Genomic DNA, 14,577 nt, shown 5'->3' on the forward strand with positions numbered 1-14,577 from the left:
GTAAAAGAAGAAAATTATTGTAAATAATGATAAATAATGCCTAAAAGTGATATTTTATTAGACCTATCACTCAAATGAACCCTTAGTATTTTATAAGCTTTTTTCATCTGTGTTTTAACAGTGTTTACCGAAATACCTAAAGAATCAGCAGCATTTTGGTATTTCTGTCCATCTAAAGCACATAGCTCAAATACATTTTTACACTGCTCTGGTAATTTATCGATACCGGAACGAAGTTTGGGTCCTAAATCTACATCCTGTCTAACTTCCTCACCAAAAATTTCTTGAACCAGGGTATTCCCATTAATAGGGACTAGCTTCTTAGTATCTTTTATCTTTCTAAGGCTTGCATACTTGACAGACTTCCAAATATAGCCTTTAAGATTAGATATGTTGGCACTTTTTTCATCGTTCATTAAAATTTCAACAAATACATCTTGAACAATATCTTTTGCAAGACTGGGAGAAGACACATAACTAATAGATAACAAGCAAAATTCTCGATAATGTTTTTTGTAAACACTTTCTAACCTATTATGGAATGCTTTCATTTATATTAGTTGGTTTAAAACAATGGCAGCTTTTAAATATCAAGCCACAACAATCTCGGAAATAAGCTTAACACTTAAAACAATGTTTCAATTACGGTATTAATATTATTATTTCAAAATAATTAATGTAATCCAACACAAAACGAATTAGTTTACAAGAATACCCTAAATTTTAAGACAGCTAATTTATTGTCTTAAAAATTTATTCCGGAATAACTCTATACATTCTTCTTCTATTCCTGGAATGTTTTCACCTATTCTGTTATTTTGTTTTACTAACACTTAAATAAAAAATTCTAGCGTAATCAGAATTAGACGACTTTTAAAAAAACTTCGACTTCCTAAGACGTATTATTTACCGTGGATAATTTATAACTTTAGGTAGTACCTGAAAGCTCTATTTATTGGGCTTGATCTATAAACTTCTCGCCTCTCCGTCCATTTTTCCATTCAATTTATTCCATAAAAAAAGCCCCTCATTGCTGAAGAGCTTTTATTTTAGGCCTGCACTGAGCTTGCCGAAGTGTGCGGGCGGAGATAAACTTCTAGCCCCCCACCTATTTTTTCCATTCAGTTTATTCCATAAAAAAAGCCCTTCATTGCTGAAGAGCTTTTATTTTTTGCCTACACTGAGCTTGCCGAAGTGTGCGGGCGGAGATAAACATCTCTTCTCTCCGCCTATTTTTTTTCAATTTACTCCATAAAAAAAGCTCCCCATTTCTGAGAAGCTTTTTGTGCGGGCGGAGAGACTCGAACTCTCACACCTCGCGGCACTAGATCCTAAGTCTAGCGTGTCTACCAATTCCACCACGCCCGCATTTCAATATGTGTTGCTTTAACTAAGCGGATGCAAATATACACAAATGTTTCAATTCACAAATAGTCTGGAAATATTTTTTTTACCTTTATCTCAGTTAAAATTTTAAGTATGACAGATATTAAAAAATATATTGAGGAAAATAAGGATAGATTCCTTAGCGAACTCATTGATTTACTGAAAATTCCATCTATAAGTGCCGATTCTAATTATAAAGAGTCTATGCTAAAAACCGCCGAAGCGGTGAAAAAAAATTTATTGGAAGCCGGGTGCGATTCGGCCGAAATTTGTGAAACTCCGGGTCATCCTGTTGTTTATGCAGAAAAAATAATAGACAAAAACCTGCCTACGGTTTTGGTTTACGGCCATTACGATGTGCAACCGCCAGATCCTTTAGACCTTTGGAACTCCCCTCCTTTTGAGCCGGTAATCAAGGAAACCGAAATTCATCCCGAAGGTGCCATTTATGCACGAGGTGCCTGTGACGATAAAGGCCAGATGTTTATGCACGTAAAAGCACTGGAGTTTATGACCAAGAACAATGAGCTTCCCTGTAACGTGAAGTTTATGATTGAAGGCGAAGAAGAAGTGGGTAGCGAACATTTAGGCTGGTTTATAGAAAACAACAAAGAGAAACTTGCTAACGACGTGATCCTTATTTCAGATACAGGAATGATAGCTAAAGACACGCCGTCTATCACCACGGGACTTCGCGGACTCTCTTATGTGGAAGTGGAAGTTACCGGGCCTAACAGGGATTTACATTCTGGTTTATACGGTGGTGCCGTGGCAAACCCTATTAATATCCTTAGCCAAATGATTGCTTCTTTAACCGATGAAAACAACCATATTACCATTCCCGGGTTTTATGATAAGGTTGAGGAGCTAAGCACAGAGGAACGCGAAAAAATGGCAGAAGCCCCTTATGATGAAGAAGCCTACAAGCAAAAAATTGCTATTAAAGATGTTCACGGCGAAGCGGGTTATTCTACGCTAGAAAGAGCTTCTATTAGGCCCACTTTAGATGTAAACGGAATATGGGGAGGTTATATTGGCGAAGGTGCCAAAACCGTGCTGCCGTCCAAAGCTTTTGCAAAAATCTCTATGCGTTTGGTTCCCAACCAGGACTGGAAGGAGATCACCCAACTCTTTAAAAAACATTTTGAAAGTATTGCCCCCAATTCGGTTACTGTTGAGGTAAAACCTCATCACGGTGGCCAGGGATATGTCACGCCTATAGATAATATTGGTTATAAGGCAGCCAGTAAGGCTTATGAAGCCTCTTTTGGAAAAACCCCAATTCCGCAGCGTAGTGGTGGCAGTATTCCAATAGTTTCGCTATTTGAAAAAGAACTAAAAAGCAAGATTATTTTAATGGGCTTCGGATTTGATACTGATGCCATCCACTCCCCCAACGAACATTTTGGGGTTTGGAATTATTTAAAAGGTATAGAAACCATTCCGTGGTTTTACAAGTATTTTACCGAGATGAGCCGGGAATAAATTGCTTGGGTGATTTACTTGTATAAATGAGTAAAAACCTTAATAGTTAGGTTCTCTAAGAAATCACGTCATTCTGAATTTATTTCAGAATCTAATATGTTTTTAATTATCTACATGTTAGATCTCCGAATAAATTTCGGAGCAGGCTCTGAAATAAATTCAGGATGACGTCTATTTTCAGGATAGCTTGACGAAACTGAACTTTTCAACCACCTCATTTTCTTTAAAACTGCTTTCAGAAAAAAATCAAAATTTCGGGAAATTAGTTTTAGTATATTTACAGGGATCGCTTATCAAATTCATCATTATTTATGGAGAAAAAAATTCTTATTCCTTCCAACTTCACCAAACACGCCTGGAATACGCTGGTATACGCTTTAAATCTTTATAAAGATATTCCCTGTACTTTTTATATTCTGAATACCTATAAGGTTTCTTCCAGGATCTCACTTGGCAGAAACCAGACTGCCGATTTGGAGGCGGCAAAAACTGAATCTGAAAAAGGCCTGCAGAAAATTATGCAGGGAATAAATTTCAGAAAGGAAAATCAAAAGCATCAATTTGAGACCATCTCCCGAAATAAAGAACTTGCTGAGGCCATTCAGGAAGTGGTAGATGCCCATAAAATAGATTTAATTTTAATGGTTTCCCGGGGCGAAAATGTCTCAATAAATACTGCTTTTGAAAGTGAGATTTCAGAAGTAATTCAAAAGGTAGAAGATTGCCCTTTCCTGGTACTACCCGAGCAAATGCAAAGTTTGCCCGAAACAAACCGGGAAATAGTTTTTCCTACCAATTATAAATTTGCCTTTAAAAATAAAGAGCTTTCCGCACTTATTGAGATGGCCATTAATTTAAATGCAAGCATTAGGGTCTTGTATATTGACAGTCTTGGAAAACCACTTACCAAAGAACAGGAAGAAAACAAAGAGAGCCTAAAGTCTTATTTTACCAAAGTAGACTTTAGTTTTCACAAACTCACACAAACCAGTGTTACCACCGGTATTCATTTGTTTATTGAAAGTAGGGAAAGCAACTTTTTAGCCCTTTATAAACGTAGGCAGGGCTTTTTTAGCAAACTTTTCTCTCAAAAATTTAAAGAAGACATAGACTTTAACCCTAAGGTACCGGTATTGATTTTAAAGGAGTTGGAGTAAACTATCTTACGGAAAATCCCATAGTGTTATATCTCAATTACCAATAACCTCTTTCCATAAAACCTTCCTTAATACTGCCTTCGCAGTAAGCTTAGAATATATAATACTTCGTAAATCGCTATAGGTGTTTTTTAGAATAGCGAATACCCAAATATTATAGATATAGATGTATTAAATTCTGCACTCCAGTTTAAATCATAGTTACCTAAAAGCTGCCTGGTCGTTTGGTACCTGGCCTCTACACTATATTTATTATTTAGCTTATAACCTAAGCCAAACGCCAGGTTGGAGCCCGAATTAATTTCAAAGGTTTTCACCATTGAGCCATCATTTCTAGTATATTCGATAAAAGAGTTTGAATCAAAATCAATAACATAGGTAGCATCGACAAAAAATTTAGAATGGTTATTTAAAAAAAGATAATATCGTAATCCAATAGGGAGTTCTATAGAACTATAATCAACGTTTGCAACCAATTCACCCCCCGTAAGATTATTTACAGGTTTCACCCTCTCTGCCTTAAAAGCCCGATAGGTAGGTTCTAACATAATGGCCCACTTATTTTTATTAAACGGAAGTATAAACTCGGCTTCCACTCCTATACCCGTGCCAAATTTGTTTTCAAAATTTACACTTCTGGCTTCCGATTTAGAGTTTTGAATTTGTAATGAAGAATTATTTAAACGAGGTCTGATTGTAAGATTAAAAAAATCCTTTTTAGTCTTTTTTGAGTAGTTGGCGAATTCCTGATTATGACACCGGTTATAATCTATAAAAAAACTGACTAACTCATTTTTTTCGTAATCTAAAGCCTCAAGTTTATTTGAGTTGAAATCTGGGCATTTTAAATCTAGCCAAAGCTGTTGTCTAAACCTATTGTTTTCCCCAATTTTAGCACTGGAAGTTTTATATTTTTTATAGATAAGTTGTTCAATATTAGAATTTTCTTTCTTGTAAAAATACCTTTTTAGATTATTCTCCACATATTCATAAAGCGTAGACCTTCCCTCAACCAAAACCTTTAGAAAAAGGGTTTCTTTCTGAAAAACAGGGTTTTTCTCTGTACTTAATTTATTAATATTCTTACTGGACCTGTCAATTTCTACCTCACTCCTTACATATTTAGATACACCCTTAATTGCAAATTCCTTTACTGAATTGAGGGATGCAGTTTTTATTTCAGCTTCTTCTGAAAGTTTATATTCAAATTTATTAGGGTTATTTCTCCAATCAACATTCCTAATTAGGCAATTAAGCCTTTGGTTCGTTTCATCTATATAATAGCCTTTTTCAAAAGTGATTTGTGAGAAACAGTTGAGACTCAAAATTGTAAACAATAGAAATAAGGCCTGTTTTTTCATTTTGAAAGCTTTATTGAATCTTTAATTTCAATGCGTCAAAAGCCTCCGTTTTAATTCCGATTAGGCCATACCTGGTTGCACCGTCTTCTATAAGCGTTCCGTTCACGTTATATTCCAGTAGCTCTTCTTTAAATTTCTTATTGGCCGAACTTGCTGCAATCATATTTCCGCCCGCTAAACCCGGTCCCAAGATCAAACCTATAGGCGTAGAACTGGTTTGCTCCTGTACCCCATTAGAATTTGTCTTGCTTGTATAAAAGTTTACGGGGGTTAAGAGTAAGTACCATAGATAGGATGCCGGACTTTGTTTTAGTGTTTTAAAAGCCTTTTCATTCTCCATCACATAAATCTCTGTTCCGTTTTCGTAGGCTAGTTTTGCATCACGCCCAAACACTAAATCCTTCCCGGAGTTGTTAGTTACTTTTACCGCTACTAATTTTACGCCTTTTTTCAACTCTTTCTTCTCGTACTTCTTATCGAGTAAATCATATTTGTATTCCAGTATTACTCCGTCATTTTCGTTGGCAGAAATATAATTAATGGCTTTAGGTTCAATCATTTTATAGCCAGACGCACAGTTTGTAAGACTTAATGCCACTACCAACAGGAGAGTAATTTTAATAATCTTCATTTCTAAATTTTAAAGTTCTTGATTGTTTAAATGGTTTTCAATTAATGGCTAGAGTCTATTTATTTATTCTATTAATAACAATTCCCCTGGAAGAATAACCACCGGGCAACTGCAGGAAATTGCTCCTAAAAAATAAGAAATGCGCGACTCCAGTAAATAAAAACAGCCTGTAGGGATGGCAGTTTTAATAGATAGATATATCAAAAAAACCTATCTATGTTAATTTTTTACTAATATATAAATAATATTAAATTTATATAGGAATTCACCTTATAAAATATCAAAAATTAAAAGATTAAGTATTTAACGTGAATTATTATCAAAAGAAGGCTTAGAAATTATGGGGGCGCTTAAGGCTAGTTTTTTCGGCAATACAGATCACTGGCGATCAACCGATATTTAGCGAAGACCGTTTACTAAAGAATTGTTGATTGATTGATTTATTTTCTATCATCTTTATTTTTTTACTATTCCAATTTAGAATAATGCGGTAATTTTTAAAAAAATCTGAACCGAAAGCCTTATCTAAATATTGTTCTGAGTACACTTTTACATTTTCTAGTGTTGAATTCCCAAATTCAATTTCATCAATAATTCCGATAAAAGATTCCCGGGTTGTATTTGGTGCACCATAAATTCCTGTAACCCCTTTAGTATTAGATTTTTTAAAATCTAAAATTTCACCATTTTCTGTTTGCTTTTTAAATTCAGAAAAGGGTACGACAATACCTCCATTATAGCCTAAATCAACAGTGAAATTCCAGACTTTTTCTCCATTTATTTTACAAGCAATAGCAGGTATTCCTGCCACACCAATAAACAATTTGTTTTCAATTACATCTTCAGGTATATCTAATGTTGATTCGTTATCAGTTATAGTAATTTGTTTTTTTCTAAAATCGATATCCCAAATAGCATGTTGCATTAAATTAGCTCCTATAAACCCATGAATATCTAAAGAAGACCATACTGATACTGAGTTAAAATCATTTATTAAAGCTATTGTTCCGGTAAAATCTATATTTCCAATTTTAACGTTTTCCAGTCTTGTATATTTATTTTGTAGTTTATTATTATAAACATCCCCTGCTTTTGCAGAATCAATAGCTTTTAAATTTAAACTTGCAGCAAGTTCTTTCGATACCAGCGTAGGAGAACCTGTGTCTAAAAGAAAGTTATAATTCTTATTTTCTATTTCTACAGGTATAATTATAAACCCATTTTTAATCTCGAAAGGCAACGTAACCTTGTAGTTTTCCTGTTCTGTTTCTCCTTCTTTAAGATGTTTAGCAGCTTTGCTTAGGGAACAGCTATTTATTAAAACAAGGCTTAGTAGATAAACACATACTTTGGCTAATTTCATTTTTTATTTTTTTATTAAAGTTTCTTACATATCGTACCACAACCTCTTTTTTAATTATTTGATAGAAAAAGGATGAAAACTTACCGGAACTGAGTTGTAGCCTAAAAATTCTTTAAATAGTCGACGATTTTTCTCCTTTTTCTGCTATCTTTTTTGACTATTCCCCCATATCATTTCTTCTTTATTAAATAGCTGTTTAAAATTTTGCCAACGGCTCTGGCTTTGGCAAGTGCGGGGTGCTAAAGCCGCTTTGTTGTCCGTCTACCGTAAATGTATTTGGTTTTAATATCTTCATTATGAAGTAGTCATTCCGCATTTGCTATAGCGGATATTGGCCATAGTTTTTTTCTTAAAACGGCAAATCATCATCTTCTTCTTTTTCTACAACCTCATGGGAAACAAATTCCTCCTTCCAATCGGATTTTCTAACAAATCTCAATCTTCCATCTTCTTCAAAAACTTCTTTTGATATAGTTAACTTGTAGTCCTTCCTATTGTGGTTTTTAGACCATTCATGAAAAGGTTCGGGATCACCAAATGGTAATTCCTCATCATATGAATATCCTCTTGCTTTTAATAGTTGTTTTACATCATCAAGACCTTCAAAATAGAAGTTATAAGGTACGTCCAATTTAGCTTTTAATTCCTCTACCAAAGGATGGCTAATCATAAGGATTTTATTAATCTCATCTGTTTGATCTTTATTTTCATCACTAAGAAAGTTTACTAATTTATTTAGTGTACTTGCTGTTTTCTCTAGCCCTTTAATTAAACTAACCTCTTTAACTCTTGTCTGTTCCTCCAAAAATCGTTGAAATAAACCTGCCATCTGTTCTCTGAGATATTTGACAATATCAGAAGCAGTTTCAAACCCCTTAATTATGTTATTGGCTTTAAGTGATTTAATTTCTTCGATAAATTCATACACACGCTTATCATCGACATACCTATATTTAGTTTCCCCTTCTTTGTTGATTAAATATGTCTCGTATTCTGAAAGCACATTGGCATCTATAAACGTGTACACTTGCTTTCCCTCACTGAGTGCTGCTTTTAGCTCCATCTGGGTAATTGAAGACCTGTTGTTGCTTTTTGACTCGCTCCCAAAACGTCCACCTATAATGCAGACTAGAATATCAATGTTTTTAATTTCTTTATAGCAATACTCTTCTAGTGCCTCATCCTTTCCGTAAGGAATATCTCCTTCCTCATTTCTCACTGGATCATACCCCATTTGTTCAATGAAAAAATCTAAGTCTGCTCTGACTTGCCTTAAATCGTAGAATGTAGAACTTATAAATACTCTTGGTTTTGCCATTTTATTTCATTCAAATTATCGCAAACGATTAAGGCTATAAGTAGTTGCATGGTTTAACACTTAACTTTGTAAGTACACCCAAACGGAAAATCCACAAAGATTTTCGAAAGTAGGCTAGAACAAGCAATTACTTATAACCATTGTTTTGCCTCATTATTTTTTTAGTATTTCTTTAATTTCATTTACCATTGGTTCAAAATTTTCAAACAATTCTTTTGTTGCATTATTTAGAATGTATTCCTCAAATTTTGGTTTGTCAAGACTTGATTGAACCCCTCCATCATCTTTATCTTTTAATGGATAAAACTCTTCTCTGAAATGTTCTTCTGCAAAAAGGTTTTCTATTCCTTTTTTTACTTTTTCATTTGCTGAATTTTTTTCAAATGTAAATGCATAAGTTTCATTTATTGAGTCATATTCTGTTTTTACATCACAATCGTAAATGAATAAGACTTTATTATCGTGAGGCATTTTAGTAAAAAAGTCAAATAACGTTTTCAGTTGATTTTTTCCAGTTCGGTCTTTTAGGTTTTTCACGATATCAATTGAACCTGATAATTCAGGGTCAAATATTTCTATTGCTTTTTCAATAAAATTTATGTTGTTGCCTTCTGTAAATATTGTAAGCTCTTTTTTACTGAATTGGTCAAAAATCTGTAGCCCCTCATCTAATGTTATAAAACCTTCTGATAAGATTTTTAATGCTTCTTGTTTTGTTTGCTTTTCTATTCTGTTTTGGCCATCTCTATTTACAACGTAAATATTTTTTTCTTCAGCCAATGCAATAGTTGTAGGTGAATGAGTTGCAATTATCACTTTTACATTATTTTGATTGATGAATACTTCGTTTACAACATTCAGTAGATTCTGAATTTGTGAAGGATGAAGAGAAGCATCAATCTCGTCTAATAATAATGCAGATGGAAATATTTTATCACCAACAGATTTATAAATCGAAAGAACTAATGAGAAAAGTATTTTTTCTCCGGATGATAAGTTTGCAAAAGGGATGGAAATACCTTTTGTTTTATGCTTTAAAGTTAATGAGAATGTTCTGGTTCTATAAGGTTCTATTAATATGTCTTCGGGATTATTTATTGAATAATGAAATGAATTAAAATTCTTTAATATCTCTGTAATCAAAACCCAAGGTCTTGGTCCGTGAATTTTCTCAAATTCTACTCTAAATTTCTCACTGTCATATTTTTTATTTTCTCGTGTTCTCTTATATTCAAACATTTGGTATTTGTACCAATAGTCCAAGAATAGTTTGCCTATTTGAGAAGGTAAAAAATCATTTTTTAAAACTACAGGTGTAAAGTAATCAAAAAAATCATCTTCAGTTAATTCATCCAAAGTATTTGTTATTCTGTAGGCTAATGACTTAAGGCCTTTAGACTCTACCGTGTTTTTAATTCTATCATTACTGAATAAATTATGCATTCTTTGCTTATATGATTTATACATTTGAAAAAGAGATTCGTCTATAAAATCACCTTTTCTTAATGACAAAAAAGGTCTACCATCAGCAATTTTGATAATCTTATCATAATTATCAGCACCTAATTGACTTTTATTTGAAACAAAATTGGCTTTAATGTGCGGATTAGAATTATGAGTAAATTTTTGCCAAGCATTTTGTTTTTCTTGGTTAAGTTGTTGGTTATTAAATGCTGCCTCATTTTCTAAAAAAAATGTTTTATAATCAAAAAGTACTATTTCGGAATATTGAATGTTGTCTAATATGCTGCTTCCAGCTTTTATGCTTTCTAATAAATGACTTTTACCACTTCCATTATAACCTGTCAGAATAGTTAAATCGGATAATTTTACATCATTAAATCGGGATATGGATTTGTGTACTTGTTTGAATTTTAATATCATTTTCAGATTTTCTTTTTAATGTTTGCCAACGGTCTCCTTTACTTCGCTTATTAATAAATATACCTTTGAAATGAAGAAGGAGGAGAACTAAAGCGGAATTTTCAGATAAGCCTAAAATAGCAATTGCTTATAGCCATCGTTGCGGGTAGTTTTTCACGGTAATAACCAATCTCTATCTGGTCTTGCTAATTGTCGAGCATTGTTGTAAGCCATATCCAAAGTCAGACAGGTTGAAGCTCGATAGAATGTTTCGTGTTTCTCAACTACTAATGCTAAATCAGCTGTATTCGGATTGCTCAAACACAAAGGCAATAATAATTGTACTCTACCTCGATGAAAATGCGGTATTGCTGTTTTGTAACTTCTTCGTACCCTTTCTTTTGCATTGTCAACCGCTCCTTTTATTAGCGTTTGAACTCCATAATCATCCATTGATTTATAAGGTTTGGGAAATCGGTCTTTGTTATGGCTAACGATATGCTCAATATTAGTTCTTAATTCTAATCTTGCGTCCATAACTAAAAGCGATGGGTCGTCAAAGTAATGAGCCATTAGAGGTAATTCAGGAAACTTTGTCATATCGTATTCGCCTTTTCTTTTCCATCCTTGGAAATACCAAGGTTGTTCAGCTTCTTCGTTTCTATTCGTATTTGCAAAGGCAAAAATCGGTTCTTGATTCGCTGTCACCAATCCAGTATTGAAGGTCAGATATTGTCCATTTTCAGAAACCAGTAATTTCCCTTCTTCTGCAATCCGTTTGTAGGTGTATTGAATATAATTAAATAAAATAGGCAAATGATGCTCGTCCTCTGTGTTAATATAGTTCCAGTTTTCCTCCTCAGCAAGTTCTGATAATTCGTCCATTTTAGAGTTCATATCTGGTATGAACATCAAATCAAATAATCTTTCAGGCCAGTTTTCCATTTATTCTCGATTGTTTTTTCGTATTACCGCCAACTCGTTATAAAACCAATCCCCCATTTCCCTAAAAGCAATTCTTACCAGGTAACCATTATAGGAGACCCCAAAAAATTTGCATTTAAAAGTTTCCGGAATAAATATTGTTACTCCAAAAAAATTCAGAAATATGAGTTTTTGATAAAAAACAGCCTGTAGGGATGGCTGTTCTGGTAGCTACTATTAATAAATATCTACCGCTGTTAAATTTTCAACAATATAAGAAGAAGATTAAATTTTTGTAGGAATTACTGATATTTTTTTTCGACTGCAAAAAAGTTTATAGAAGAACTTAGATCCTGAAATAAATTCAGGATGACCACTTAAAAAACTGAAACATCCAGAAGCTTCGGGACAGCTTGACGTAGGCTGCATAGGAATAAATCCAATATTTAGTATTTTTTCCTTGTAATAATTCCTAATTGTTGTTAATTTGGCGGTATGAAAGATGTCAAATTTGCGATAACCGATATTGAAACTACCGGCGGTGGGATAAAAGGCAATAAAATCACCGAAATTTGTGTGTTGGTAGTACAAAATGGGGAAGTGATAGACGAGTATCATTCCCTGGTAAACCCCGGAACTGAGATCCCGTTATATATTGAGACCCTTACCAATATTAACGATGCCATGCTTAGCGATGCTCCAAAATTTACTGAGATAGCCCACGAAATTGAAGAAATTACCAAAGATTGTGTATTTGTGGCCCATAATGTGAATTTTGATTATAACATTATTAAAGCCGAGTTTGAGAATCTAGATAAGACGTTTCAGCGTAAACGCCTGTGTACGGTAAGACTTACCAAAAAGTTGATTCCGGGGCTTTTTTCATATAGCCTGGGAAATATTTGTACCTCTATTAATATTCCGCATTACGACAGGCACCGGGCAAAAGGCGATTGTGAAGCTACGGTAGCGTTATTTCAACGTTGTTTAGCGCTAGATCCCGAATATGAAGTTCTTAATGGCCTGCTAAATCAACGTACCGCCGCTTCCTACCTGCCCCCTAATTTTAAAAATTCAGATTTTGAAAAACTACCAACTTCAACCGGGGTATATTTCTTTAAAGACAAAGACGGTATTCCTATTTATATTGGCAAGGCAAAAAATATTAAGAGCAGGATAAAATCGCATTTTCAGGAAAAATCTAACCGAAAATACAAACTCATGCAAGCCACCTATAGCATAGATTATGAGCTTACGGGTAGCGAATTGCTTGCCTTATTAAGGGAATCGACTTTAATTTTAAAGTATTTTCCAAAATTCAATAAGGCACAAAAGAAAGTTAATAGGCCTTATACCCTTACCTCCTATCACAACCAAAAGGGAATTGAACAGTTTGTAATACATAAAAACAAAGTTTCGCCGGTAAGCTGGATGAAGTTCTACACCCGGGAAGAAGCCATAAATTTCCTGGAATTTATTTGCACTGAATTTGAACTATGTCCGCGCTATTGCGGCCTGCAAACCGGGGTTGAGCATTGCAGCCATTATAAAATTAAAAGCTGCAGCGGGATGTGCAAAGGAGAAATAGATGCCACCGGGTATAACCAAAGAGTTGCCAGGGCGATAGATTATATTCAGGAATACGAAAATTCCTGCCTGCTGGTGGAAAAAGGAAGGTCTAAAGAAGAAAAATCATTTATCTACCTTAAAAAAGGCCGCTATGCCGGCTATGGGTATGTAGAGAATTCGGAAGATTTTAGGCCCGAGCAATTTGAAGATTACTTAATTCCGCAGGAGAATTCCAGTTATTCCGATAGGATTATAAACAGGTACTTAAATACTAAAAAGCAACTAAACCGCTTAAACCTGGACCGGGAGGAAGAAGTAGAGGAATTGGAAACCGAGGTTTGTTTTGAGGCTATGGCTTCCTAATTTTTTTGAAAGTTGAAAAAACATTCCTGAAACTACAAATTTTAGCCTTATGACCTGACTCATAAATTAGCAGGTGAACAAGACGGATATTTGTATTGAAATATTGTTCAACTTAATGCTATTATTATGAATACCGGAACCGCTAAAACCGTAGCAGACTATGTTACCGAAAATATTAAAAACGCCCATTTATTTAAAAAACACGGCATAGATTTTTGTTGTGGGGGCAATATCAGCTTAGCCGAGGCCGCCACAAAAGCGCAAGTAAATCTGGAGTTATTGGAAAAAGAGCTACAGCAAACAGACGCAAATATTAGCGCAGCTTATGATTATAGGAACTGGAAACTGGATTTTTTAATCGATCATATTATAAATGTACATCATCAATATGTTGAAGAAAATATTCCATTGTTAATTCAATATGCTGCAAAAGTGGCGAAAGTGCATGGGGGCGAAAGAAAAGAACTCTTAAAGATTCAGCAATTATTTACCGAGGTTGCCCAGGAATTAAGTGCACACCTAAAGAAAGAAGAATTAATACTGTTTCCGTTTATAAAGAAACTGGTAAAAGCAGAAAAGGAAGGTACGCCGGCACCAGAACCAAACTTTGGAAAGATTGACAACCCCATTGAAATGATGGAAGCAGAACATGATGAGGCCGGGGCAATTTTTAAAGAAATTTCCCACTTAAGTGATAATTACACCTACCCCGACTGGGCTTGTAATACTTATAGGGCATTTTACTCCAAACTGGAAGAGTTTGAAAACGACCTACATCAACACGTTCATTTAGAAAACAACATTCTATTTCCTAAAGCAATTGAACTTGAGCGCAGTTTAAACAATTAGTATGATTTCAATTTTCGGCTTTTCCCAGAAGCCTAAGAGAAATTTAGTTTTATTTTAGAGATTTGTTTATAATTGTGTTGAAGCTACCCCGAGTTAGAAATTTCTTGGGGTATTTGCTTTTACCCGATTATTTGGGCTCCCAGAGTTGTTTGGCAGTAAACTACCTCGCAACAAGCCCACGAGGCATTTGTTGGAAACAAATTTTTAGTTTAGAGGCAAGACTCCGGGGCATTACACCCTTTGGAGATACCAATAAAAAAATCTTTTCATTTAATGCATTGTTCGCCTACCACGAGGTAATTTACTAT

Annotated in this window: 11 protein-coding genes and 1 tRNA gene; 4 read left to right on the forward strand and 8 right to left on the reverse strand. The window is 34.3% G+C overall.

Going from position 1 to position 14,577, the window contains the following annotated elements:
* Positions 1–14: 14 nt before the first annotated feature.
* Entirely contained in the window at positions 15–551 is a 537-nt protein-coding gene (locus I6U49_RS03880; RefSeq protein ID WP_198627649.1) for a sigma-70 family RNA polymerase sigma factor, read from the reverse strand.
* 735 nt (positions 552–1,286) lie between these two features.
* Positions 1,287–1,368: transfer RNA gene (locus I6U49_RS03885), tRNA-Leu, on the reverse strand.
* A gap of 111 nt (positions 1,369–1,479) precedes the next feature.
* Here I6U49_RS03885 and I6U49_RS03890 point away from each other — a divergent pair.
* Both I6U49_RS03890 and I6U49_RS03895 read left to right on the forward strand, forming a co-directional pair.
* Positions 1,480–2,871, forward strand: coding sequence for a dipeptidase (locus I6U49_RS03890; protein WP_198627650.1), 1,392 nt, complete (start codon positions 1,480–1,482; stop codon positions 2,869–2,871).
* 311 nt (positions 2,872–3,182) lie between these two features.
* Positions 3,183–4,028: a universal stress protein gene (locus I6U49_RS03895; protein ID WP_198627651.1), complete on the forward strand. Its 846-nt coding sequence runs from the start codon at positions 3,183–3,185 to the stop codon at positions 4,026–4,028.
* 131 nt (positions 4,029–4,159) lie between these two features.
* Here the strand turns inward: I6U49_RS03895 and I6U49_RS03900 are convergent, their stop codons facing one another.
* From I6U49_RS03900 to I6U49_RS03925, 6 genes are all read right to left on the reverse strand, one after another.
* Positions 4,160–5,389, reverse strand: coding sequence for an outer membrane beta-barrel protein (locus tag I6U49_RS03900; RefSeq protein ID WP_198627652.1), 1,230 nt, complete (start codon positions 5,387–5,389; stop codon positions 4,160–4,162).
* Positions 5,390–5,399: 10 nt separating this feature from the next.
* The gene (locus I6U49_RS03905) at positions 5,400–6,020 is read right to left on the reverse strand and encodes a hypothetical protein (protein WP_198627653.1); all 621 of its coding nucleotides are present in this window, start codon (positions 6,018–6,020) and stop codon (positions 5,400–5,402) included.
* Positions 6,021–6,408: 388 nt separating this feature from the next.
* A complete protein-coding gene (locus tag I6U49_RS03910) occupies positions 6,409–7,383 on the reverse strand; it encodes a retropepsin-like aspartic protease (RefSeq protein ID WP_198627654.1) in 975 nt (324 codons plus the stop codon).
* Between the two features lie 349 nt (positions 7,384–7,732).
* Positions 7,733–8,701 carry a DUF4062 domain-containing protein gene (locus tag I6U49_RS03915; protein WP_198627655.1) on the reverse strand — a complete coding sequence of 323 codons (969 nt, stop codon included), beginning with the start codon at positions 8,699–8,701 and terminating at the stop codon, positions 7,733–7,735.
* 153 nt (positions 8,702–8,854) lie between these two features.
* The gene (locus I6U49_RS03920; protein ID WP_198627656.1) at positions 8,855–10,585 is read right to left on the reverse strand and encodes an AAA family ATPase; all 1,731 of its coding nucleotides are present in this window, start codon (positions 10,583–10,585) and stop codon (positions 8,855–8,857) included.
* 153 nt (positions 10,586–10,738) lie between these two features.
* Positions 10,739–11,509, reverse strand: coding sequence for a DUF3825 domain-containing protein (locus I6U49_RS03925; protein WP_198627657.1), 771 nt, complete (start codon positions 11,507–11,509; stop codon positions 10,739–10,741).
* 474 nt (positions 11,510–11,983) lie between these two features.
* Between I6U49_RS03925 and I6U49_RS03930 the strand changes: the two genes are divergently transcribed.
* Positions 11,984–13,420 (forward strand): exonuclease domain-containing protein, encoded by a 1,437-nt coding sequence (locus tag I6U49_RS03930; protein WP_198627658.1) that lies wholly within the window; start codon positions 11,984–11,986, stop codon positions 13,418–13,420.
* 126 nt (positions 13,421–13,546) lie between these two features.
* On the forward strand, positions 13,547–14,269 hold the full coding sequence (gene ric, locus I6U49_RS03935; RefSeq protein ID WP_193711174.1) for an iron-sulfur cluster repair di-iron protein: 723 nt from the start codon (positions 13,547–13,549) through the stop codon (positions 14,267–14,269).
* Positions 14,270–14,577: the final 308 nt, after the last annotated feature.

Source organism: Salegentibacter maritimus (genome assembly GCF_016236915.1).
Classification (GTDB): Bacteria; Bacteroidota; Bacteroidia; order Flavobacteriales; family Flavobacteriaceae; genus Salegentibacter; species Salegentibacter maritimus.

Bases quoted from the DNA above. Each gene is read 5' to 3' on its own strand.
- I6U49_RS03880 (WP_198627649.1), bottom strand. From the start codon at position 551: ATGAAAGCATTCCATAATAGGTTAGAAAGTGTTTACAAAAAACATTAT.
- I6U49_RS03890 (WP_198627650.1), top strand. From the start codon at position 1,480: ATGACAGATATTAAAAAATATATTGAGGAAAATAAGGATAGATTCCTT.
- I6U49_RS03895 (WP_198627651.1), top strand. From the start codon at position 3,183: ATGGAGAAAAAAATTCTTATTCCTTCCAACTTCACCAAACACGCCTGG.
- I6U49_RS03900 (WP_198627652.1), bottom strand. From the start codon at position 5,389: ATGAAAAAACAGGCCTTATTTCTATTGTTTACAATTTTGAGTCTCAAC.
- I6U49_RS03905 (WP_198627653.1), bottom strand. From the start codon at position 6,020: ATGAAGATTATTAAAATTACTCTCCTGTTGGTAGTGGCATTAAGTCTT.
- I6U49_RS03910 (WP_198627654.1), bottom strand. From the start codon at position 7,383: ATGAAATTAGCCAAAGTATGTGTTTATCTACTAAGCCTTGTTTTAATA.
- I6U49_RS03915 (WP_198627655.1), bottom strand. From the start codon at position 8,701: ATGGCAAAACCAAGAGTATTTATAAGTTCTACATTCTACGATTTAAGG.
- I6U49_RS03920 (WP_198627656.1), bottom strand. From the start codon at position 10,585: ATGATATTAAAATTCAAACAAGTACACAAATCCATATCCCGATTTAAT.
- I6U49_RS03925 (WP_198627657.1), bottom strand. From the start codon at position 11,509: ATGGAAAACTGGCCTGAAAGATTATTTGATTTGATGTTCATACCAGAT.
- I6U49_RS03930 (WP_198627658.1), top strand. From the start codon at position 11,984: ATGAAAGATGTCAAATTTGCGATAACCGATATTGAAACTACCGGCGGT.
- ric (WP_193711174.1), top strand. From the start codon at position 13,547: ATGAATACCGGAACCGCTAAAACCGTAGCAGACTATGTTACCGAAAAT.